We start from the raw sequence: 20,777 nt of genomic DNA, 5'->3' as shown, positions 1-20,777 counted from the left end.
CCTACCAAACTGTCATTGCCGGGCTTGTTCCGGCAATCCATCGAGGTCCGGGTCTCGGTCTTTCCATGGACCGCCAAAGAAGCCAAAAGGGGGACAAGCCCGAGGGTGACGATGTGGGGAGGGACGGCACCGGGAAAGCCTTGAAATCACGGCATTCGTTTCGAGTCAGGCTCTGGGCGGCTTCCACCGTCGGAGCGTCAGCGCGTCTCGAACTGCCTGCGGTACTCCTCCGGCAACTCCAGTTCGAAGGCCTCTGTCAACGCCTTCACGTCGGCATAATCCGTCTCGTCGAGTTCGTAACCGCTGTGGGACTGGACCTGGAAGGCGGGGGAGGTGCAGCGCACCGCCAGGCCGTCGACGACGCCCCGCCCCCGCAGGGCCTCGGCGGGGTAGTTTCCCTCGCCGCGCTCCGGTGGGCCGTAGAGCCCGTTGCCGGCGGCGTCGAGAACGATGACATGGAGATCGATCTCGCGGCCCTCGCCGTCGCCCAGGGCGAAGTTCCAGGGGCGCGTGTCGGCCCGTGGTGCCTCCCCGTATCCCCGCGCTTCGAGCCAGGCGACCAGGGTCTCCAGATCCTTCTGCTGCACCACGATGTCGAGGTCGCTGTGGGGCCGCGTCTGGCGCCCGAGCAGCGCGTCCACGCCCCAGCCGCCGTCGAGCCAGATCTCGATCCCCAGGCCCTGCATCGCGCGATAGAAGGCGGTCACGTCGGAGGCGGTCATCTCCCCCTTTGGCGATTGGTCGTCCACAATCCTCACCTGATGGCGCGAACTGCCGGGCCGACGCGCTACGACAACTTCGCGCCCGCCAGCGCCGTGCCTTCTACCCGCGCCTTGATCTTGGCGAAGGCGGTGGCCCGGGCCATGGCGACGTCGTCGCCGAAGGGCGAGAAGCCGCAGTCGTCGGTGGTGCCGAAACGCTCGCCTTTCAGATGCTCGGCCGCCTCCAGAATGCGGTCGCGGGCGGTCTCCGCCGTTTCGACCTCCGTGTCGCAAGGGTCGATGACACCGATGAAGGTCGTCTGCTGCGCCCCGCGCTCGCGTTGAATGATGTCGAGCACCCGCGGCCGGTCCGCTTCGCTGGCCATCTGGATGTAGAAGCGCCCGGCCCTCATCTGGAAGAGGTCCGGCAGCAGCTCCGCATAGTCGACATCGGCGGAATGGGTGGAGTTCTGGTCGCCGCCGGGGCAGGTGTGCACGCCGATCTTCGCGCGCTCGGCCTCCGAGAAACGGTCCAGCACCGCGTTGTTCAGATCGACGAACTGCCGCAGCAGCCCGCGGGAGGGGTCGAGCTTGCAGGCCAGACGCCCTTCGGTGAAATCGATCTGCACGATCTCGGCGCCGGCCTCGAAGGCCGAACGAATGTCCTTTTCACACTCGCCGACAAGATCCTCGATGAACTGCTCGCGGGTATAGTCCACGAGGCCGTCCTGCGGATAGATCAGGCTCAGTGCCGAGGGGGCGATCACCGCCTGCTTCAGCGGCAGAGCGGTGTGGCGGCGGGCCTGGGTCACATAGGCGCCGGTGTAGTTGGCATAGCGAAACGGTCCCGCCGTCAGGCGCGGCAGTTGGCGGGTATGCCCGTCGGCGAAGGGGATGACCACCCCGTCGGGCGCGAGATTGGTCAGGCCCTCCAGCGGATAGGTGGCGAAGCTCGACTTTGATTGCTCGCCGTCGGAAATGATGGGCGAGCCGGTGGCCGCCATTTCGGCGATGGTCTCTGCGACCGCCCGGTCGACGACTGCGGCGAAGTCGTCCGCGGTCAGGCGTCCCCCTTGGAGATCGCCCGCGGCGTCGATCAGATACTGCGGACGGGGCACGCTGCCGACCCCTTCGGTTTGGATGTCCATTCTGCCTAGGCCTCCCTGTTTTGACTGCTGTCCCCACTCTGCCACAGGGCGGGCGGCCTGTCGCCTCACCGCCGTTGAAAGGCGATGCATCATGGGCGTGGTGAAGGTGTTCGCAGCCCGGCGGCGCTGCGCCAGCTTGCCAGGACGATCCCCGCCGCAATGGCGGCGATGCCCAGACCGTGGAAGGGTTGCAGGCGCTCGCCCAGAAAGACGAAGGCGAAGACCGCGGCGCAGACCGGAACGACATGCATGAACAGCCCGCCGGTGTTGGGGCCCAGCACCTCGATGCCGCGGTTGAAGGCGAGGAAGGCCAGCAGGGAGGCGAAGACGACCACATAGGCAACGGTGGCCAGGGATTCCGGCGTCACCGGCATGGCGCGAACAGCCAGACTCTCCCAAAGATAGACTGGCAGCAGCATGACGATCGCCATCACCATGGTCGCAATCAGCAGAGACTGCGGATGCAGCTCCTGCGGGCGATGCTTTACGAGGACCGTGTAGACCGACCAGGTGAAAACGGCGATCAGCATGATGAGATCGCCCTTGTTGAAGGCGATGGAGAGCAGTGACTCGGGCGCGCCGCGCGTGACGATGACCGCGACGCCGAAGAGCGAGACAACGATGGCAACGACCAGGCGCAGGGTGATCGGCTCGCGGTAAATCGCCCAGGACAACAGCGGCACCAGCACCGGACAGATGGCCATCAGCAGGGCCGCGTTGGTGGCCGTCGTGAAGTTGACCGAAAGATAGAGGGCGGTGTGGAAGGCGGCCATGCCGAAGAAAGCAAGCAGCGCCAGGAAGCCCCAGTGGCGGCGGATCGCCGCCCGGTCGCGCCGAACATGCGCCAGCGCGAAGGGCAGCAGGATCAAGAAGGCCAGGAGCCAGCGCCAGAAGCTCAGTGCCACCGGCGGCACCTCGGCGGAAACCGCCCGGCCGATGGTGATGTTGCCGCCCCAGCAGGCCGACGCGAAGGCCAGCAAAGCGGCCGCCAGCAGCGGCGACAGGGATCGGGATTGAGCGTGACGGGTCATCGGGTCAATGGGGCCCTTCGGGTGGTTCATCCCGGCGGTCTGCGGATCGGTCGAGTGGGTTGTTTGGAGAAATTGCCGAGAGGCCAGCGGTGAAGGCCCCGCATGAAAGTGATGACTTGGAGCGCCGGCCTAGTCGAGCTTCTTGCCGTCGAGATCGCGGGCGGCCTTTTCGCGCTCCGCCTCGCTCTCCTTGCGTTGGGGTTTGCTGCGGCCGAAACGCACCCGATTGGCCTCGGCCTTCGCCGCCTTTTCCTCACGGGCCCGGCGCTTCTTTGCCTGCCGCAGATTGATGATTTCCGCCATGGCGGAAGTCTAGGCCATCGCAGCGACCGCGTCAGCGAGAAATGGGCTCAATCAAAGACTTTCGAAACATCTCTTGGCTTTGGCTCGGGCCTCAGCCGGAATCCATAGGCGACGATCCAACCCAGAAGACCGCCCGCCGCTCCGACAGCGCCGAGGAACATGAGGCCATAGTCCAGAGACAATTCACCCTGGGAGTCGCGGCCCAGAAGGACGAGGTGGGTCCAGAAATCATCCGATCCGCCAAGTATTGCCGCTGGACCGACCAAGAACGCGTAGCCCGTGAGGATTGCCCACCACAACCTGAGCTGTGAGACGCTGGCCAGGAGCGCATAGACCGGAACGAACAGGAAAATCCCTGCGAAGAACGCAACGCCAACGCCCATAGCAAAGATCATTGGAAGAAAGGCGGTATCGTTGGGGAAACGCAATCCGAGGAACAGCGGTATCGCAACGACGGCAAATCCCGCGCCCGCCATGTAGCCATAGAGGGCCCGCTTGGGCTCCGGCCGGTATCCGCCCGGTGCTTCGACGGTCTGGGTCATGCGCCTTCGCTAGTCCTCATCCGCCAGGATCTGGGCCACGATTCTCCTCAGCTCGTCATAGCCCGGCTTCTCTTCGAAGAAGGCGTAGGTCGAGTGCATGTTCCGATCGTATCGGTCAAGATGGTAGATGCGTTTGTTGCGCGGCAAGGTGCCCATCTCCCACTGAATCTCATTGGTCGCCTGGTAGCTCCCCAGGGAGATGACGAAGACCTCGTAGCCCGCGTCGTCGACGACGGAGAAGCTGTAGAAAACCGGGTGAGAGCCCTTCGGCTCGAAGTATTCGAAGGCAAAGACCGTCTTGCCTGCGATTTTCGCCTGCTCGCGGCAATAGCGGTCAGCCATTCGCAGATCGTGGTCCGCCAGCACTTCCGCCCTTGCCGAAAACAGCGCTTCTCGCTCGCGATCGCGCGCGGCCAGATCACCAAGCGCTTGATGGGCCTGTATCACCTTCGCCCGCCCGCGCCAGTCCACGTGATAGTGCTGGCGATAGAGCGACCAGTACCCGAGGGCCTCTTCATGCGCGCCGATGGCGGCATTGGCGATGCCGAGATTCCACAGCACCGCCTGATCGTGGGGATAAGCGGTGGCCGCGCGTTCGAAGAAGGGGATAGCGGCTTCGTGTTCGCCGGCCGAGGCAAGTTCGGCGCCCCGGGAGAATGCAGCCTCCGGCGTCATGTCAGTCTGCGCCAAAGCAGATTGAGCAAGTATCAGAACGCTGGCGAACGCCAAGACCAGCGAACCCATGCGGAGGCCGGAGAACTTCCTCATAACGTCCGAACGCCCTCCTCTTCCGCCGGACCTATCACACTGCGGCCCACCTGTTGCGCAGCGGCATGCCAGACTCCGCGCATCGGAAGCCGTTTCGCCGCAACGTCCGCTTATTGCAGATATTCACTCTATCCAAATGTGCAAGAGAAGCCTCCTCCCCCTTGAACTCTTGGTTGCGCCTACAATGACTGTGTAGGCAGCGCACGCTCGGTATGGGGTGAGTGCGTTTACCTAGGTGTTGCCGAGTTCCTTGTGGGCCTAGACCTCTTGGTCTCCGATGCTGTAATGCCTTTAGGCTTGGTTCGCGTCCCGCAGTTCGACCACTGCCTGCCGTTGCCAAGGGGGCGCCGCCGCTCCAGTTTTTCTGTAGAATGAAGGGATAAGAACGTCCCCGCCGTCCCTGCCCCCTTGGGCCCGGCGGTCAAGCGTTTGCCTGTTTGCATCCGGGAGATGCCAAGACATGACCTATGCCGCGCCGCTCGCCGATCTGCGCTTCGCCCTCCATGCCATCGCCGACATGCCCGGGATTGCCGGGCTGCCCGGCTATGAGGAAGCGACGCCCGATCTGGTGGATGCGATTCTCGAGGAGGCCGGTAAGCTGGCCGGGGAGGTGCTGGCGCCGCTCAATCACCCCGGCGACCGCGAGGGCGCGGTCTTCGAAAACGGCGTGGTGCGCACGCCCCACGGCTTCCGCGACGCTTATGCCCGGTTCGTCGAGGGTGGCTGGAACGCCCTGCCCTTCGACCCGGACTACGGTGGCCAGGGCATGCCCTGGACCCTGGCCTCGGCGGTGCAGGAAATCTGGCAGGCCGCCAACCTGAGCTTCGGGCTCTGCCCGCTGCTCACCGCCGGTGCGGTCGAGCTGCTGCAGGCCCACGGCAGCGCGGCGCAAAAGGAAATCTACCTGCCGAAGATGATCTCCGGGGAGTGGACCGCCACCATGAATTTGACGGAGCCGCAGGCCGGCTCCGACGTCGGTGCCCTCAAGACCAGGGCCGTGCCCAACGGCGACCACTACCTGATCACCGGCCAGAAGATCTACATCACCTTCGGCGAGCACGACTTCGCGGAGAACATCGTCCACATGGTGCTGGCACGCCTGCCCGACGCGCCCGCCGGCACCCGGGGCATCAGTCTTTTCCTGGTACCGAAGTACCTGACGAACTCCGACGGCTCGCGGGGTCCGCGCAACGACCTGCGCTGTGTCTCCATCGAACACAAGCTGGGCGTCAGGGCCTCGCCCACCGCGGTCATGGCCTATGGCGATTCCGGCGGTGCCATCGGCTATCTAGTGGGCGGGGAAAACAAGGGCATGGCCTGCATGTTCACGATGATGAACAACGCCCGCCTGGCTGTCGGCATCCAGGGCGTGGCGATCGCCGAGCGGGCCTATCAGCAGGCCCGTGCCTATGCTTTCGAGCGGGTACAGAGTCGTGCATTGACCGGGGATGATGGGGCCGTCGCCATTGTCCGCCATCCCGACGTGCGGCGCATGTTGGCCACCATGAAAGCGAAGACCGAGGCGGCTCGGGCCGTCGCGCTGATGACCGCCGCGGCGCTGGACCGCGCCAAGCAGGAGCCGGAGGACAGCGAACGCAGCCGCCAACACGCCCTGCTGGATCTGCTCATTCCGGTCGCCAAGGCCTGGTGCACCGATATCGGCTGCGAGGTCGCCAACCTGGGCATTCAGATCCACGGCGGCATGGGTTTCATCGAAGAGACCGGTGCCGCGCAGCACTACCGCGATGCCCGTATCCTGCCGATCTACGAGGGCACCAACGGCATCCAGGCGCTGGATCTCTTCACCCGCAAGCTGCTGCGCGACGGGGGCGCGGCCATGAACGCGCTGCTGGCGGACTTGCGCGCCGGCCTGCCCGCGGCCAACGGCAACGCCGCACTTGGCACGCTGCGCCGGCCCCTCGGCGACGGCCTGGATCACCTGGAACGGGCCACCGGCTGGATGCTGGCCGAGGGTGGAGAGTCCCTGGAGCGCGGGGCCGCGTCGGCCACGCCCTACCAGAGCCTCTTCGGCGTGGTCCTGGGCGGCTGCCTGCTGGCCAAGGCTGCCGGCGAGGCCGCACAGCAGGCCGCCGACGGGACCGGAGACCCCGGCTACCTCGACGGCAAGGTCAAGACGGCGCGGTTCTATGCCGAGAACCTGCTGGGCGAGTCGGCGGCCCTTGCCGCCGCCGTCACCGGCGGGGCTGACAGCCTGCTCGCTCTGTCCGACGAACAGCTTTGAGTGTCGCCGGGGGTGATCGGCGCAAAAAAATTGCCCGGTGTCGGGAGTGAACGACACCGGGCAGATAGCGGGTACACTTGTTCGGATTGCCTCCGAATGCCCGCAACCGGTCCAACTGGGCTAAGACCGGTTCCGCCGCTCGGGAGGCCAAGAGTTATGGTGGGGACCACCTCCCAATCCGCGGCTATGGACGCGAAGCTAGCAATCCGATGGTTCCGCCTCCTTGATGCAGATCAATATATAAGAATCCTCTTGTATGAGCAATGAGACCCGAATCCTCGGTCCCTGCCCGATCTGCGGCCGCGACATGATCGAGGGGCCGAGTGTGGACCGTCACCACTGGGTGCCGCGGACCAAGGGCGGGCGCGAGGCCGTGCCGCTGCATCTGATCTGCCACCGGATGATCCATCGGCTTTTCGACGAGAAGGCCCTGGCTGAGCGCTATGCCGATCCGGCCGCCCTTCGCGATCACCCGGAGATGCGGCGCTTTGTCGCGTGGGTGCGCCGCCAGCCGCCGGAATACGTGGACTGGCCGCGCAGCCCGCGCAAGCGGGGACGCAGGGCCGGCCGCTAGCCCGCATGTCTCACCACCTCCACGGTCTGCGTCGCGTAGAGGCGTTCGCCCCGCAAGGAGCGGTCCGAAAAGCGTAGCGGAGACTACGGTTGAGGACCGCGACGCCGCGAACGGACGCCTCTACGCGACCCTGTGGGCGGTGCCGTGCTGGCGACAGGCTGCGTCAAGCCGCTTACCCGATGCCCCACATCGCGCCGCGCGGCTTTCCTGTCCTGTCGACAGCGCGGCACCGCGCAGACCATGGAGGTGGTGAGAAATGCGGGCTAGCCCACAACCGAGGTTCCGGTTGATCTCGGCGCCCGGCCCCGACACCATGCGCCCTGGCCCGGCCCATGGGCCCGGGGCGAGTGCACAACAAGAACAAGATGCGGAGGGGGGACGCGATGGCCGCCGACGGCGACACGATCCTTGCAATCGATCAGGGAACCACCAGCACGAGGGCGATCCTCTTCTCGGCCGCGGGGCGCCCGCTCGCCCAGGCCCAGGAAGAACTGCCCCAGCACTTCCCGCAGTCCGGCTGGGTCGAACACGACGTCGAGGACATCTGGCGCCACACGCTCGCCGTCTGCAAGGGCGCCGTCGCGGCGGCGGGCAAGTCCATGGACGCGGTGACGACCATCGGCATCACCAACCAGCGGGAGACGACGGTCATCTGGGACCGGGAGACCGGCGAGGCCATCCACAAGGCGATCGTCTGGCAGGACCGCCGGACCTCCGACTTCTGTCAGGAGCTGCGCGCTGGCGGCGCCGAAGATCTGGTGCGGGAGCGCACGGGCCTGCTGCTGGACCCCTACTTCTCGGGCACCAAGATCACGTGGCTGCTAGACAACGTGCCCGGCGCGCGGGCAAGGGCCGAGCGCGGCGAGCTCGCCTTCGGCACTATGGACTGCTTCCTGCTCTGGCGTCTGACAGGCGGGCGGGTGCACGCCACCGATGCGACCAATGCGGCCCGGACCCTGATCTTCGACATCAAGCGTCAGGTCTGGGACAGCGATCTTCTGGAGCTGCTGCGCATTCCCGAGAGCCTGTTGCCGGAAGTGCGCGACAGCGATGCCGACTTCGGCACGACGGAGCCCGGACTCCTCGGCGCGGCCCTGCCCATCGGCGGGATCGCCGGCGACCAGCAGGCGGCAACCGTGGGCCAGGCCTGCTTCGAGGCCGGCATGATGAAGTCCACCTACGGTACCGGCTGCTTTGCGCTGTTCAACACCGGCGCCGATCTGGTGCTCTCGCAGAACCGGCTGCTTTCCACCATCGCCTACCGGCTGGGCGGCCAGACGACCTATGCGTTAGAGGGCAGCATCTTCGTTGCCGGCGCGGCCGTGCAGTGGCTGCGCGATGCGATGAAGATCATCGGTTCCGCCGCGGAGACCGAAGCGCTCGCCAAGGCCGCCGACAACAAGCAGCGCATCTATCTGGTGCCCGCGTTCACCGGCCTCGGTGCCCCCTACTGGGATGCCGAGGCGCGCGGTGCGGTCTTCGGCCTGACCCGCGCCAGCGGACCGGCGGAGCTGGCGCGGGCGGCCCTGGAAGCGGTCTGCTATCAGACCCGCGACCTTCTGGAGGCGATGCGCGCTGACGGGGCCACGGGCCTGGAGGCGCTCAGGGTCGACGGCGGCATGGTCGCCAACGACTGGATGCTGCAGATGCTGGCGGACATCCTGGGGGTCGCGGTGGAGCGCCCGCAGGTGCCGGAGACCACCGCTCTCGGCGCGGCCTATCTGGCCGGCCTGAGCCGCGGCCTGTTCGGCGATCTCGACGCCGTCGCCGGACAGTGGCAGCGCGATGCCCGCTTCGAGCCCCAAATGGCCGAAGCCGACCGCGAGGAGCGCTATGCCGGCTGGCTCGACGCCGTCGTACGGGTGAGGACGACCGGTTGAAACGTGACTGGAGGCCGGAGCAGAGGTCTGCGGCGGGCTGGATTTCCTTAACCGCGGCGGCGTAGGATTTGATCCGAGAGGTGCCCGCCGGAGACAGAAGAGCTCGGCGGAGGGCAGGAAAGGGAGCCGCATGGAGACGGTCCGCCTGAAAATCGACGAGATCTACGTTCCGGCGAAGCGCAAGGCGACGCTGAAAGAGGAAACCGTGGACGCGCTGGCTCAGAGCATCCTGGAGGAAGGCCTGAAGCTGCCCATCTCCGTGCGCCAGGGCAACGGGCGCTACGTCCTGCAGGAAGGGCTGCACCGGCTGGAGGCCTGCCGCGCCCTCGGCGAAGACTCCATCGAAAGCATCATCGTCCGCGCCCGGCAGTACTGAGGCGGCGGCGCACCCGCTAACAGTCGGTGTCGATCCAGGCGGGCCCGCTGAAACAGTGCCCTTTGTGCCATGGTTCCAGGCGGTCATGGCTGATCGTGAAGCGCACAAGGCCAGGGTAGTTGTGCTCAAACTCGTCGATCAGCACCTGGGTCATGGCAAATCGGTTTTCGCATTCTTTGGCAAAGGCAATGCGAAAGAAGGGAGGCTGATCGTCCAGGCCCAAGTAGATAAGGTTGGCTAGGGCTCCACGAGGCAAGGCCTCTCGATAACGACGCCCCCCAATCCCCGTAACGAGCAATGCTACGGTCTTCTCTTCAATCCAGTCTTCTTGAATGTAATCCAGGTCAACGCGCACCAAACAGTCGCTGCGGGTGTATTTCGGGCCGGCCCTCCAGATCAGCAAGTCGAAACCGAGCAGGACGAGCCCGCCCAGCACGAGCACCAAGGCGCCCGCGAGGGCGAGCGACGTCCGGCCACCGGGACGCAGGAAGCGCCTCATTGCAACTCGTGGACCCGCAGGAAGGGGGCGGCGGAGTTGGCGTTATTGGCGGACTGAGGAGGAATCGTGACCACCGCCATGTAGCCGTGAGGGCTGCTGAATGGCGGCTGAAAGTCGCGCCTGCGGGGTTTGAACGGGAACAAGTGTCCACCGGCTTCTTCCGGCCGGAACCCCGGGCTCCGCAGTTGGGGAATGACGTTGCCCCCCTTGTCCAAGGCATACCAATCCACCGTGTATCGAATACCGTCGATGCCGAGGGTGTTGCTTACGGCATCGACGCTGATGCCGTTCTTTACGATGAACTCGTGCGTGCCAGAATCGAGGTCTGGAGAAATTGGCTTCTCGCTGCGCCTCGGTAGGCCAGAGGGTTGCGCCCTGTCGCCTTCGAATTCGTGTTCCTCATCGAAGTCTCCCAGGCCGCTTTCGGCCGGACCGGGCGCGCGCGCCAAGAAATCTCGCGGGCCTGCGACATCACTGTCGTTTTCGTCGAGAACTCGGGCCAACCGCCGGGCCGTGGCGCCTTTGGGCTTGATGATGGAATCCGCCTTCAGCCCTGCAGATTTCTGAAACCGCTTGATCGCCTGAAACATCTGTTCATCGGGCCAGGGTGTGAGACCTGACCGCGGCACCGCGTACAGACCGATTCGCGACAGAGCCCTTTTGGTGGTCCGGGTGTCTTCCGGCTCAACGGCCGAATTGCGGGCAACGGTTCCTTTCAAAGCGAGTTCTCTTGGCATTCCTTGGTGATCTCCTGGTTGGCATGACCCTCCCTAAGATGGAACATATCATGAACAATAAATCCACTCAAGCGCGTAAGTCCTTTGGATAGGCAATAGTGAGGATTGAGGTTCTTTCCCAGACGAAGTCTTAGGCCGCTTTAGACTCAGGCCAGGCCAAGCTGCGCCACCAGCAGGCCGATCAGGACCGGCAGCGGCAGCGAGAGGGCGAGGCGCTGCAGCGCCGGCCGGCGCCCGACGATGGGAATGTCCCAGACCAGCGTGCGGTTCAAGTTGAAGAGCAGCCAGGCGCAGACGAAGGCCATGATCTGAGGCGGGCCGGCCCCGACCTCCAGCGCCGCGCCGCCGATGGCAAAAGCCAGCATCGGCCCGCCGGGGATGAGCGCCCCGATCAGGCTGGCCAGCAACAGCCCCGCGAAGCCGGTGTCGCGGCCGACGAAGGCGGCGACCCACTCCGGCGGCACAAGGGCGGCAATGAAGCCGGCGCCGAGCACCGCCAGGATTAGCCGCGGCGCGATCATCTTGGCCTGCTCCCAGGCGATGCTGAGCGCTTCGGGAACGGCGCCTTCGCCGCGGCGCAGGGCCATGGCGCCGAGCACGGCAACCGCGCCGTAGAGCAGGACCGAGGCGATGAGAATGCTCATTCGGCGCCCCCCTGCTCTTCCGCGAGACCCTTGATCCGTCCGAACAACAGGCGTGCGAGCCAGCCCAGCAGCAGCGGCAGCAGCAGACAGATGGCGTAACGCAGCAGCACGAAGTCGTTGTCGAAGAACGACATCTCCCAGACCAGCGTGCGGTTGACGCTGAGCAGGGCCCAGCCGGTTACGAAGGCCGTCGCGGTGCCGATATCGGCCCCGGCGGTGCCGAGGGCGACGGCCAGCGGAAAAGTCATCATCGGACCGCCGGGCAGCAGGGCACCGGCCAGGGAGGCGAGCGCCAAGCCCTTGAAGCCGGAGCGCGAGCCCATCCAGCGGGCCACCTGTTCGCGGGGCAGCAGCACCGTCAGCAGGCCAGCCAGGAGCACGCCGGCCAGAACCTTGGGCGCGATGGCCAACAGCAGCCAGAGGTCGTCGCCGAGGACGGCCCAGAAGACCTCCGGGCCTTTCAGGGCATAACAAAGCGCCCCGGACACGACCGCGACAACGAGGACAATCAGCAAACCGGCGTCGGCCTTGCGCCGGCCCCGGGCTGGCGGTGGATTCGACAAATCCTGGACTCGTGAGCTGATTCGAAAGCGGGACGCCTAGTTTAGCACCCTGCCCGCCCCGGCTGCCATGCCATTGCCTTGACCCGGCCATGCGCGACCGGAAAGACGTCCCTTGCCGGCCGACGGCCTTTCGGCCGAGTTAGTCCGGGGGATGAGGTTTCGTTTAGCCGGCGGCGTAGCGGCTGACCGCCTCTTCGTTCCAGGCCACGCCGCTGCCGGGCTCGTCGCGGATCACAAGGCAGCCGTCCTCCACCAGCGCGGGCTGTTCCAGGATCGGCGCGGCTGTGTCCAGGTACTCCAGGAAGTGGGCCGTCGGCGTGACGGCGAGCAGATGCGCGCTGACCTCCGGCCAGATGTGGCTGGAAACCGGCAGGCCGGCGGCCTCCGCCAGGCCAGCCGCCTTCAGCCAGCCGGTCACGCCGCCGATCTTCATGACATCGAGCATCGCCAGATCCGAGGCCCGCGCGGCAACGGCCTTCTCCATGTCCGGCAGGCCCCACCAGTTCTCCCCGGTCTGGACCGGCGTCCGCGCCGCCGCGGCGACCTTTGCATGGCCGATCAGGTCCTCGGCGGGTACCGGCTCCTCGATCCAGGTGACGCCCTCTTCATCGAGGACCGCCGCACGCCTGACCGCTTCGGGCACGGTGAGGGACTGGTTGTAGTCGACCATGATCGCCATCTGCGGGCCGGCCGCCTGGCGGGTCGCGCGGATGACTGCGAGGTCGTCCGCCAGGCTGGGATGGCCGATCTTCACCTTGATGGCCGTGAAGCCTCTGGCGCGCCCGGCATCGACCGCGGCGGCAGCCTGGTCCGGGCTCAGCATGCCGTGGCTGTCGTAGGCGCGAACAGCACCGGGAACGCCGCCGAGAAGGCGCACCAGCGGCACGCCCGCAGCCCGGGCCTGAGCATCCCAGGCCGCCATGTCGAGACCGGCCATGGCCATGCCAACCAGGCCCTGAACGCCCAGCAGCCGAAAACGCCCGCGCAGCAGACGATCCAGGACCTGCGGTGCCGCAGGCCCGCCCTTCACCAGACCTTCGATGCTGCGCAGAACATTGGCGATCGCCGGCATCACCAGAGCGGTGTAGCAGAACAGATAGGCGTGGCCGGTGACACCCTCCTCGGTGCGCAGGTCGATCAACACCAGAGGGCTTTCGGTGATCTCCCCGCTTGCCGTGATCATCGGCGGATCGAGGGGGACGGCGACGGGACGGATCTGAAGAGAATGGACAGTCAGCTGCTGCATCGGCGCGCTCCTTCTCCGCGCGCCAACCGGCCTGTTTTTCATTCCATTTCAGTGGGTTGACGCCTTGGACTCTATCACCGTCGAAAGTCTTTGGGAAGGCCGCAGGCGACGCCGCCGGCCGGCTTTACGGCTTCGGTTCCTCCGGTGCCTCTTCGGCCGGCAGTGCGGCGCGCCGGCGGATCTCCGTGGTGCTGGATTCGCGGTGCCAGTCCTCCACCGCCGACCAGGCCTTGATGCCTGAGGGCATGGATGGGGAACGGCGGCGCAATCCGACGGCCTCCAGCACCTCCGTCGCAGGAACCTTGCGGCCGTCGTCGACGAAGGCGGCCCGCACCAGGGCCAGGGCGGCAATGCGGCCGTCGGAGAGGAAGGTCTGTTCCATGTAGACGAACTCCTCGTCCCAGCAGACCACGCGGGTGTGCAGCTCAAAGACCTGCAAGGGTTTCAGGGACCGGCGAAAGGTGATGGTCTGGGCGGCCACCACCGGCATCCAACGGCGCTGACGAAACACGCGCAGGGAGCCGTTGCGCGCCATGAGATCGATGCGCCCGAGATCCATCAGGGTCAGATAACGCCCGTTGTTCATGTGAAGGTTGAAGTCCAGGTCGTTCGGCCAGACCCGCAGGCGGATGACCGAGACATCCAGCACGCCAAGCGCGGTGCCGAACCGCGCCGCGATCAGAACCTTGATGAGACGGAAGATGAGATTCATCGCGAAACGGGGCGGTCGGCCTTGCCTCTGATACCCGGGTCTGCCGCCGGCTGCGGCCCCCAAGGACTTATACCAATCGGCACTGATAATGCCCTATTTCACCGCCTTATGGGTTCCGCTGGTTAGGAGGGGGTGCGGCCGCGCGATGCGGACGACCATCGCCGCGCGGACGGCGCGCTGAAATTCTGCCGCCACTGCCAGGGACAGTCGGACAGCACGCAGGTCGTTCAGCGGCGGGCCGCCAGAAGCGTCAGGATGCGCTCGTAAAGCCGGACGTCCTGTTCGGCCGCCCGGGTGATGGAATTGTATTGCTCGACGGTAAGGCCTTGGGCTTCGACCTCGGCGATCATCCGGTCCGTCGCCTCGCGGGTCAGTGCGGCCGCCTCGTCGGCGTTGTCGGCGTCGTCGATGCGGGGCTGCAGGGCTGCATCGATCTCCTGGATCTTCACCACCGCCGCCACATAGGCCTCCAGATCGGTCTGACTGACCTCCGGTGCCGCAGCCTGGGCCAGGTGCAGGCCCGTGGCCGGTCCGCCGGCAAGGGCCGGGCCCGGTAAGAGGCCCGCCATCACCACAAGGGCCAGGGCGAGAAGCGGGAAGGGTCTAGGCATGGGAACTTCCTCTCTGGTCTCCGGCCCGGTTTCCGGCTCTGCATGAACCAAGGCCCGACCGCAGTCGTCACTGCTAGTGTGACCTTGGGGGCCCGCCCGCTATTCCGCCGCGCCGGTCCGCCCGGTTTTTGTCACGTCCTTTCCGTTGTCAGGCACCCCTGGGCTGTGGTCCCCTGGTCGCGGGAGACAGCGCTGCCGGGGAGACGGGCTTGAACAGAGGGGCAAAGAGCCAGGGCCGACGCATCGCCGCCGCCTTGACCGTTGTGGTCGCGCTGGCAAGCGGATTGACCGCCGCCGGCGTGGCGGAGGCGGCCTCGACACTGGAGACGGTTCGCGAAAGCGGGACCCTGAAGCTCGGGGTTCGGGACGATGCTCCGCCGTTTTCGTTCCTCGACGAGAACGGTCAACCCCAGGGCTACAGCGTCTCCCTCTGCGAGGCCGTCGGGGGCATCGTCGGGTCCAGTCTCGGATTGGACAACCTGGCGGTGGCGTTCGTTCCGGTCACTGCGGAGAACCGTTTCGCCGCCCTGGCCGACGGCCGCATCGATCTGCTGTGTGGCGCTACCACGGTGACCCTGGAGCGGCGCGCCAAGGTCGACTTCAGCCTGCAGACCTTCGTGACCGGTGCCAGCGTTCTCTATCGCAGCGACGGCCCGGCCAACTTCGCCGCGCTGGCCGGGCGCAGGGTCGGGGTGCGCGCCGGGACCACCACCGACGACGGCCTCAGGCGCGCGCTCTCTGAAGCCGGCATCGAGGCCGAGGTGGTGGCCATCGGCAGCCACGACGCCGCCCGCGAGGCCCTGGAAGCCGGCGAGATCGCCGCCTATTTCGCCGACCGCGCGATCCTGGTCATGCTCGCACGGCAAGCAAAGAATCCGGAGCAACTCGTTCTAGCCAAAAGATTCTTTTCCTTCGAACCCTATGCCTTGGCGATGCGGCGCGGCGACCCGGACTTCCGGCTGCTGGTGGACCGGGCGCTGGTGCGTCTCTATCGCGGCAAGGCGATCGTCCGGATCTACGAGGACAGCTTCGGCCAGGCGCGGATGAGCGATCTGCTGCGCGCCATGTTCACCCTGCAGAGCCTGCCGGACTAGCTGACGCGCCTGCTCGCCGTGCTGCCATCTGTCTCCGCCACTCGTGGTTCCTGTTGCCCTATTGGCGCATTAGATTCGTCTCCCTGTCGGTGGCCAACCAGCGCTCTAATCCCAAAAAGTTAGCTTCACTCTCTGTGGGGTCTTTGGTAGTTGACGTACCTCACAGCAATGTAAACCTTCCCAGAAAGGTAAAGGCTTGCCTGAGAAATCTCTCAAAGATCTCCTTCAGGAAGGCTGGTCGGTGCATATGCGAGGGGTCGTTCCTCTTGCGGATGCTCCACTGCCCATAAAGAAGATCGAAGAAATCAGAGAACTCTCCCTCGGTAGAGCTAGCCATATTTTGTTTATCCATAATCCGGCAACGGGCGAGCGAGAAACATACGTGATTGCTCGCGAGGAAGATCTAGAAATCGCACAGGAAGCGACAAGACGGGCAAGACAAATCACCGGATACTCAATGCGAGTCGAGTGCGGGGCGCGAAGTGTTGACGGGGAAGTCACCGTCGGGGAGTACGTGCTGAATTTAAGGGATGTTTCTGGTTGGAATGTCGAAGTAGCGGACCAAACTAGCTACTTCCATGTCTTCTTCACATGGGAGGGCAATGACAAACAGCCTGGGTATGCGATGCTCCAGAAATTGGAGAACGCCCTAGTCGCCCTGTCGATAAAGAACAAGATCGGATTTGAGATCCGAAATGTGTCATGGGGCCCAAAGTACAATGGGCAACCATTTGCTATCTGGGCTGGGAGGCCGGAACAAGTACCCAAGCCGATAACGGCGGCTGACATCCGAAGAATTTCACAAGTACGTTCCACAGGTTCTGAGGACATTTTTCTGGATGTGGTCCGCTACTTCAGCAGCGTTACGCCAGAACAGAAGATCATCTTTGGATTTTCAATTCTCGAGAAACTGTTCAATACCCCACCGAAACAAGCATTCAGCAAAGAGGAAATAGACAAAATCATCGTAAGTGCAGTTGGAATTGAGACGCTTTCTGACGATGATCCCCGCGTTTCCCAGATCCGGCATGCTCTAAGTCAGATTTTCACGAAAAACAGAAATCAGCGCCTTAGTGAGGGTATTTCTGCCTCGCTTGGCACTGATGAGCAGGAGGTCTATGAGCGGGTCAAAGAGCTAAGCAGACTGCGCGGTCGGGCTGCCCACACTCCCCAGGCCAATCAAGAGAGGGCAAGCGAAGACGCACGGAGTGAAATCAGTCGAAAGCTACCATGGATCGAAGATGTGTTCTTGGAGTTGCTTGGACAGAAACACGACTAAGTGAGTTCTGGATCAGAACGCTATGAATCTACAGTCGGGCCCACACGACTTGCGCGACCGACCCAAAGAACTCCCGCTAGAAGCCCTCCACCCAGGGACGCAATTCGACGCTGGTCGACCAGGCGCTGGGGTGCTGGGCGTGGGTTTGGTAGTAGGTCTCGGCAATGGCGGCGGGATCGAGCCGGGCGTTGTCCGCGTCCTGGCCGATGGCGCCGTCGATCACGAAGTGGGCGACATGGATGCCCTCCGGCTGCAGGGCGCGGGCCATGGACTCAGCCAGGGCGCGCAGCCCGTACTTGGCCACCGCGAAGCCGGCGGAGAGCGGAAAGGCCTTCACGCTGGCGGTCGCCCCGGTGAACAGAATGGTGCCGGCCTTGCGCGGCAGCATGCGCCTGGCCGCCTCCCGTCCCACCAGGAAGCCGCCGTAGCAGCCGCGCATCCAGGCATCGACGAACTCATCGGCTTCGATCTCGACGAGCGGCTTGCGCACCCGCCCCGAGGCGTTGAAGACCGCCACGCCGGCGGGCCCGAGATCCCGTTCCGCGGCCTCAAAGAGCCCGGCGACGTCCTCTTCCTTGGTGGCATCGGCGCCATAGGCTTTGGCGGTGCCACCCGCCGCCTCGATCTCCGCCACCAGGGCGCCCAGTCGGTCGGGGTTGCGCGAGGCCAGCGCCAGCGCATAGCCGGCCGCTGCGAAACGGCGCGCCACCGCAGCTCCCAGCCCGGGGCCGACACCGACGACGATGCAGGACTTTCGATCCACCATACCGCGTTCTCCGATTGTTGAGCGCCATCCGAGGCGCACTTGCAGTGAGGCTCAGGTTACTGCAGGCCAGCGGGCTTTGCTGGCCGATTCTGCGGTCCACTGCGCAGCGGCCGGCTTCAGCGCGTCAGCAGATCCGGTCTGCCGCCGGCACGGTCCTGCCAGCCCTCGCGCTCCAGTTCCGGGTCCGCATGCTCTTCCTGCGGATAGCCGAGACAGAGGTAGGCCACCAGGCACCAGCTCTCCGGCACGTCCAGGTCCCGGGCGATGCGCCCGGGATCGAGGATGGAGATCCAGCCGAGGCCGAGCCCCGCGGCCCGCGCCGCCAGCCACAGGGTATGGATGGCGCAGACGGTCGAGTACTGCAGCGTCTCCGGCATGGTGCGCCGGCCGAGTCCTTGGCCCGCCTCCGGTTCGAGGTCGGCAAAGACGGCAAGCTGCTCCGGCGCCTCGCGCAGGCCGGAGAGCTTGAGACGGGCATAGAGGGCGGCCTTGGCGCCGCTGTAATCCGCCAGGGCCTCGGCGTTCGCCTCTTCGAAGTTGGCCAGGACGAGACGGCGGCGTTCGGGGCTCGCCACGCGCACGAAGCGCCAGGGCTGGCTGAGGCCGACGCTGGGCGCCAGGGCGGCTAGATCCAGAAGCTGCGCCAGCACGCCCTCCGGCAGAGGATCGCTGCGGAAGCGCCGCACATCGCGCCGCCACACCAAGAGGCGCGCGAGTTGGTCCTGGAACTCCGGGCCGAAGACCGGAGAGGATGGGCCGGCGGTCATGTCCGCGACTATCCTTCGCGCCGCCGCGCCACGGCAAGCCCCCTGGGTTAGTCCGGCCAAATTGCCAAAGCGGCCGCTAAAACCATCTGGTCTGAAAAAACAACCAGATGTGAGGAGACAGCGTCAGAGTATTGGCGTAAGCTCGTGGAAACAAATGGGTCTCGGCTCCCTCGCGGCCGGCGGCCAGGGTACGGCGTCAGGCCGGGTTTGGGCCGAAACCAAACAGATTGAACATCGCGAGGGGTGATCATGGACACCATCCGAAACCCCATCGAATGGGGAATGGACGCACTGAAGGACGCGGCCCACGCCGTCGAATCGACGGGGGTCTCGCTCCAGGGAACCGAAACGGCGGGGGATGCCTCCCGGCCGGTGATCCGCAAGATCGGCTTCGCCGACCTTCGTGAAGCCCTCGCCAAGGGCTTCAGCGACTTTGGCGCCTACCGCACCGATGTCGTCTTCCTTTGCATCATCTATCCCGCCGCCAGCCTAGTGCTGATCCACCTCGCCTTCAACCACGACATGCTGGCACTGCTGTTCCCCATGGCCTCCGGCTTCGCCCTGATCGGACCGGTTGCCGCTGTGAGCCTCTACGAGATGAGCCGGCGCCGCGAGCGCGGCCTCTCGGCAAGCTGGGTCGATGCATTCGCCATGGTCCGCCAACCCTCCTTCGGGGCCATCGTTACCCTGGGGCTGGTGCTGTTGGCGCTCTTCCTGCTCTGGCTCGGCGCCGCGCAGTTGATCTACATGGCGACCCTGGGGCCGGAACCGCCGGCCGCCGTGGGGGCCTTCCTGGCGGAGGTGCTGACCACAGGGGCCGGCTGGACGATGGTTCTGGTCGGCTGTGGCGTCGGCTTCCTCTTCGCCCTCGTCGTCCTTGCCACCAGCGTGATCTCCTTTCCGCTGCTGCTGGACCGTCCGGTGGGCATCGGCGTCGCCGTCGCCACCTCGTTCCGCGCCGTCCTGGTGAACCCGGGGGTCATGGCCGGCTGGGGCCTGATCGTCGCCGGCGGTCTCGTGCTCGGCTCGATCCCGCTCTTCCTCGGCCTGATCGTCGTCATGCCGGTGCTCGGCCACGCCACCTGGCACCTCTACCGAAAGGTGGTGCGGGAGTAGGACGACCCAAACCGCCGGGGCCTAACAGCCACACTTCGATGGGTAACGAAGCCTCCGGTTTCGCCGTGGCTTTAGTATGGGAGCTCCGATAACCGGATCCGTCGGCGGAGTCCCTTTGCCCCCAATCGAGTCACCCAGCGCACGGCCGAGCAATTCCGCTGCCCTGCTGCCGGAACTGTTGCTGCTGGCGCTCCTTGCCCTGCTCTGGGGCGCGTCCTACCTCTTGATCAAGCTGGCGCTGGAAAGCCTGCCGCCGGTCACCCTGATGGCTTCAAGGGTGGCAATCGCGGCCCTGATGCTGTCGGCCGCCGCGGCTTGGAGAGGCGAGCGACTGCCGCGGGACCCTGCGACCTGGCGCCTGCTCTTGCTCCAGTCCTTTTTCAATGCCACCGCCGCCTGGACCCTTCTGGCCTGGGGCCAGCAGCACATCGACAGCGGCCTTGCCGGGGTGCTCAATTCCACCTCGCCGGTCTTCGTCTTTTTCATCACCCTGCTGGTCACCCATCACGAGGCGCTGAACCTCCGCAAGCTGGCCGGGGCCCTTCTTGGGATCGCCGGTGTCGTCCTGATCGTCGGCGTCGACGTCCTGGCGGGGCTCGGCCAGCAGGTGGCAGCGCAGTGTGCCGTGTTGCTGGGCGCCGTGCTCTATGCTTGTGCCGCGGTGAACGGCAAACGCTTCAGCCATCTGCCGCCGACAGTCACCGCCGCCGCGGTGATGCTCTGCGCCACTGCGGTTCTGGTACCGGCCGCCGTGATCGTCGACCGCCCCTGGACCCTGCAGCCGACGGCCCTCAGCCTGCTTGCGGCCGCGGCCCTGGCGGTCTTCTGCACGGCCGCCGCCCTCCTGCTCTACTTCCGCTTGGTGCGCACCCTCGGTTCCATGGGCGTCGCCAGCCAGGCCTACCTGCGCGCCGGCGTCAGCGTGGTCCTGGGGATCGTGATCCTGGGTGAAGTCTTCCGCCCGGTGATCGGCCTCGGACTTCTCGCCGTCATCCTCGGCGTCGCCGCCATCAATATGCCGGCTTGGAGGGCGGCCAGGTGACGAGCAGAGTGGCCGGAACCCCTATTTCCGCACATTTGTCCCAAGTTTTGTGCAGTGCAACAAAATCTTCCTTGACTTCCCCCGGTAGAGGGCGCATCTAGCGGGCAACGATATCTCGCGATCGCGCGAAAGGCCC

The 20,777-nt window shown here is 65.5% G+C and carries 23 protein-coding genes; 8 read left to right on the top strand and 15 right to left on the bottom strand.

What is annotated here, in order from left to right; genetic code table 11:
- Positions 1-197: 197 nt before the first annotated feature.
- The 6 genes from Q0996_RS02680 to Q0996_RS02655 form a co-directional block, all read right to left on the bottom strand.
- Positions 198-722 (bottom strand): aminoglycoside nucleotidyltransferase, encoded by a 525-nt coding sequence (locus Q0996_RS02680; protein ID WP_299615722.1) that lies wholly within the window; start codon positions 720-722, stop codon positions 198-200.
- 65 nt (positions 723-787) lie between these two features.
- On the bottom strand, positions 788-1,849 hold the full coding sequence (locus Q0996_RS02675) for a cobalamin-independent methionine synthase II family protein (protein WP_299615720.1): 1,062 nt from the start codon (positions 1,847-1,849) through the stop codon (positions 788-790).
- An 89-nt stretch (positions 1,850-1,938) separates the two neighbouring features.
- A complete protein-coding gene (locus Q0996_RS02670) occupies positions 1,939-2,880 on the bottom strand; it encodes a DMT family transporter (RefSeq protein ID WP_299615718.1) in 942 nt (313 codons plus the stop codon).
- A gap of 129 nt (positions 2,881-3,009) precedes the next feature.
- Positions 3,010-3,183: a DUF4169 family protein gene (locus Q0996_RS02665; RefSeq protein ID WP_299615716.1), complete on the bottom strand. Its 174-nt coding sequence runs from the start codon at positions 3,181-3,183 to the stop codon at positions 3,010-3,012.
- A 47-nt stretch (positions 3,184-3,230) separates the two neighbouring features.
- On the bottom strand, positions 3,231-3,725 hold the full coding sequence (locus tag Q0996_RS02660; protein WP_299615714.1) for a hypothetical protein: 495 nt from the start codon (positions 3,723-3,725) through the stop codon (positions 3,231-3,233).
- Positions 3,726-3,734: 9 nt separating this feature from the next.
- Positions 3,735-4,493, bottom strand: a complete 759-nt coding sequence (locus Q0996_RS02655) for a hypothetical protein (protein ID WP_299615712.1) — start codon at positions 4,491-4,493, stop codon at positions 3,735-3,737.
- A 460-nt stretch (positions 4,494-4,953) separates the two neighbouring features.
- Between Q0996_RS02655 and Q0996_RS02650 the strand changes: the two genes are divergently transcribed.
- From Q0996_RS02650 to Q0996_RS02635, 4 genes are all read left to right on the top strand, one after another.
- Entirely contained in the window at positions 4,954-6,735 is a 1,782-nt protein-coding gene (locus Q0996_RS02650; RefSeq protein ID WP_299615710.1) for an acyl-CoA dehydrogenase, read from the top strand.
- Positions 6,736-6,991: 256 nt separating this feature from the next.
- Positions 6,992-7,309: an HNH endonuclease gene (locus Q0996_RS02645; protein WP_299615708.1), complete on the top strand. Its 318-nt coding sequence runs from the start codon at positions 6,992-6,994 to the stop codon at positions 7,307-7,309.
- Between the two features lie 383 nt (positions 7,310-7,692).
- On the top strand, positions 7,693-9,189 hold the full coding sequence (gene glpK / locus Q0996_RS02640) for a glycerol kinase GlpK (protein ID WP_299615706.1): 1,497 nt from the start codon (positions 7,693-7,695) through the stop codon (positions 9,187-9,189).
- Positions 9,190-9,319: 130 nt separating this feature from the next.
- Positions 9,320-9,565, top strand: a complete 246-nt coding sequence (locus tag Q0996_RS02635) for a ParB N-terminal domain-containing protein (RefSeq protein ID WP_299615704.1) — start codon at positions 9,320-9,322, stop codon at positions 9,563-9,565.
- Positions 9,566-9,581: 16 nt separating this feature from the next.
- Here the strand turns inward: Q0996_RS02635 and Q0996_RS02630 are convergent, their stop codons facing one another.
- The 7 genes from Q0996_RS02630 to Q0996_RS02600 form a co-directional block, all read right to left on the bottom strand.
- Positions 9,582-10,064: a hypothetical protein gene (locus Q0996_RS02630; RefSeq protein WP_299615701.1), complete on the bottom strand. Its 483-nt coding sequence runs from the start codon at positions 10,062-10,064 to the stop codon at positions 9,582-9,584.
- Complete coding sequence (locus Q0996_RS02625) at positions 10,061-10,801, bottom strand: peptidoglycan-binding domain-containing protein (protein ID WP_299615699.1); 741 nt, start codon at positions 10,799-10,801, stop codon at positions 10,061-10,063. Before Q0996_RS02625 ends, Q0996_RS02630 begins: the two co-directional genes overlap by 4 nt.
- Before the next feature lie 146 nt (positions 10,802-10,947).
- Positions 10,948-11,445, bottom strand: coding sequence for a hypothetical protein (locus Q0996_RS02620; protein ID WP_299615697.1), 498 nt, complete (start codon positions 11,443-11,445; stop codon positions 10,948-10,950).
- On the bottom strand, positions 11,442-11,960 hold the full coding sequence (locus tag Q0996_RS02615; RefSeq protein ID WP_299615695.1) for a permease: 519 nt from the start codon (positions 11,958-11,960) through the stop codon (positions 11,442-11,444). Before Q0996_RS02615 ends, Q0996_RS02620 begins: the two co-directional genes overlap by 4 nt.
- Positions 11,961-12,171: 211 nt before the next feature.
- On the bottom strand, positions 12,172-13,254 hold the full coding sequence (locus tag Q0996_RS02610; RefSeq protein ID WP_299615693.1) for an enolase C-terminal domain-like protein: 1,083 nt from the start codon (positions 13,252-13,254) through the stop codon (positions 12,172-12,174).
- Positions 13,255-13,378: 124 nt separating this feature from the next.
- The gene (locus Q0996_RS02605; protein WP_299615691.1) at positions 13,379-13,966 is read right to left on the bottom strand and encodes a thioesterase family protein; all 588 of its coding nucleotides are present in this window, start codon (positions 13,964-13,966) and stop codon (positions 13,379-13,381) included.
- A 227-nt stretch (positions 13,967-14,193) separates the two neighbouring features.
- Positions 14,194-14,577 (bottom strand): DUF4168 domain-containing protein, encoded by a 384-nt coding sequence (locus tag Q0996_RS02600; RefSeq protein ID WP_299615688.1) that lies wholly within the window; start codon positions 14,575-14,577, stop codon positions 14,194-14,196.
- A 209-nt stretch (positions 14,578-14,786) separates the two neighbouring features.
- Here Q0996_RS02600 and Q0996_RS02595 point away from each other — a divergent pair, with 209 nt between their 5' ends.
- A complete protein-coding gene (locus Q0996_RS02595; RefSeq protein WP_299615686.1) occupies positions 14,787-15,671 on the top strand; it encodes an amino acid ABC transporter substrate-binding protein in 885 nt (294 codons plus the stop codon).
- Between the two features lie 196 nt (positions 15,672-15,867).
- Positions 15,868-16,950: a hypothetical protein gene (locus Q0996_RS02590; RefSeq protein ID WP_299615684.1), complete on the top strand. Its 1,083-nt coding sequence runs from the start codon at positions 15,868-15,870 to the stop codon at positions 16,948-16,950.
- A 76-nt stretch (positions 16,951-17,026) separates the two neighbouring features.
- Here Q0996_RS02590 and Q0996_RS02585 read toward each other — a convergent pair whose 3' ends face one another.
- Together Q0996_RS02585 and bluB are read right to left on the bottom strand one after the other, a co-directional pair.
- Positions 17,027-17,716, bottom strand: coding sequence for an SDR family NAD(P)-dependent oxidoreductase (locus Q0996_RS02585; RefSeq protein ID WP_299615682.1), 690 nt, complete (start codon positions 17,714-17,716; stop codon positions 17,027-17,029).
- Between the two features lie 116 nt (positions 17,717-17,832).
- On the bottom strand, positions 17,833-18,483 hold the full coding sequence (bluB, locus tag Q0996_RS02580; protein ID WP_299615680.1) for a 5,6-dimethylbenzimidazole synthase: 651 nt from the start codon (positions 18,481-18,483) through the stop codon (positions 17,833-17,835).
- A gap of 249 nt (positions 18,484-18,732) precedes the next feature.
- Here bluB and Q0996_RS02575 point away from each other — a divergent pair, with 249 nt between their 5' ends.
- Both Q0996_RS02575 and Q0996_RS02570 read left to right on the top strand, forming a co-directional pair.
- A complete protein-coding gene (locus Q0996_RS02575; protein ID WP_299615678.1) occupies positions 18,733-19,599 on the top strand; it encodes a DUF2189 domain-containing protein in 867 nt (288 codons plus the stop codon).
- Positions 19,600-19,714: 115 nt separating this feature from the next.
- Positions 19,715-20,641 (top strand): DMT family transporter, encoded by a 927-nt coding sequence (locus Q0996_RS02570; protein ID WP_299615676.1) that lies wholly within the window; start codon positions 19,715-19,717, stop codon positions 20,639-20,641.
- Positions 20,642-20,777 lie beyond the last annotated feature (136 nt).

It is taken from the genome of Pelagibius sp. (assembly GCF_028289705.1).
In the GTDB taxonomy this organism is placed as follows: Bacteria; Pseudomonadota; Alphaproteobacteria; order Kiloniellales; family Kiloniellaceae; genus Pelagibius.
This window is presented reverse-complemented; position numbering and strand designations above follow the sequence as displayed.

Excerpts from the sequence above, each read along its gene's own strand:
- Q0996_RS02680 (WP_299615722.1), bottom strand. The coding sequence starts at position 722 with ATGACCGCCTCCGACGTGACCGCCTTCTATCGCGCGATGCAGGGCCTG.
- Q0996_RS02675 (WP_299615720.1), bottom strand. The coding sequence starts at position 1,849 with ATGGACATCCAAACCGAAGGGGTCGGCAGCGTGCCCCGTCCGCAGTAT.
- Q0996_RS02670 (WP_299615718.1), bottom strand. The coding sequence starts at position 2,880 with ATGACCCGTCACGCTCAATCCCGATCCCTGTCGCCGCTGCTGGCGGCC.
- Q0996_RS02665 (WP_299615716.1), bottom strand. The coding sequence starts at position 3,183 with ATGGCGGAAATCATCAATCTGCGGCAGGCAAAGAAGCGCCGGGCCCGT.
- Q0996_RS02660 (WP_299615714.1), bottom strand. The coding sequence starts at position 3,725 with ATGACCCAGACCGTCGAAGCACCGGGCGGATACCGGCCGGAGCCCAAG.
- Q0996_RS02655 (WP_299615712.1), bottom strand. The coding sequence starts at position 4,493 with ATGAGGAAGTTCTCCGGCCTCCGCATGGGTTCGCTGGTCTTGGCGTTC.
- Q0996_RS02650 (WP_299615710.1), top strand. The coding sequence starts at position 4,954 with ATGACCTATGCCGCGCCGCTCGCCGATCTGCGCTTCGCCCTCCATGCC.
- Q0996_RS02645 (WP_299615708.1), top strand. The coding sequence starts at position 6,992 with ATGAGCAATGAGACCCGAATCCTCGGTCCCTGCCCGATCTGCGGCCGC.
- glpK (WP_299615706.1), top strand. The coding sequence starts at position 7,693 with ATGGCCGCCGACGGCGACACGATCCTTGCAATCGATCAGGGAACCACC.
- Q0996_RS02635 (WP_299615704.1), top strand. The coding sequence starts at position 9,320 with ATGGAGACGGTCCGCCTGAAAATCGACGAGATCTACGTTCCGGCGAAG.
- Q0996_RS02630 (WP_299615701.1), bottom strand. The coding sequence starts at position 10,064 with ATGAGGCGCTTCCTGCGTCCCGGTGGCCGGACGTCGCTCGCCCTCGCG.
- Q0996_RS02625 (WP_299615699.1), bottom strand. The coding sequence starts at position 10,801 with ATGCCAAGAGAACTCGCTTTGAAAGGAACCGTTGCCCGCAATTCGGCC.
- Q0996_RS02620 (WP_299615697.1), bottom strand. The coding sequence starts at position 11,445 with ATGAGCATTCTCATCGCCTCGGTCCTGCTCTACGGCGCGGTTGCCGTG.
- Q0996_RS02610 (WP_299615693.1), bottom strand. The coding sequence starts at position 13,254 with ATGCAGCAGCTGACTGTCCATTCTCTTCAGATCCGTCCCGTCGCCGTC.
- Q0996_RS02605 (WP_299615691.1), bottom strand. The coding sequence starts at position 13,966 with ATGAATCTCATCTTCCGTCTCATCAAGGTTCTGATCGCGGCGCGGTTC.
- Q0996_RS02600 (WP_299615688.1), bottom strand. The coding sequence starts at position 14,577 with ATGCCTAGACCCTTCCCGCTTCTCGCCCTGGCCCTTGTGGTGATGGCG.
- Q0996_RS02585 (WP_299615682.1), bottom strand. The coding sequence starts at position 17,716 with ATGGTGGATCGAAAGTCCTGCATCGTCGTCGGTGTCGGCCCCGGGCTG.
- bluB (WP_299615680.1), bottom strand. The coding sequence starts at position 18,483 with ATGACCGCCGGCCCATCCTCTCCGGTCTTCGGCCCGGAGTTCCAGGAC.
- Q0996_RS02575 (WP_299615678.1), top strand. The coding sequence starts at position 18,733 with ATGGACACCATCCGAAACCCCATCGAATGGGGAATGGACGCACTGAAG.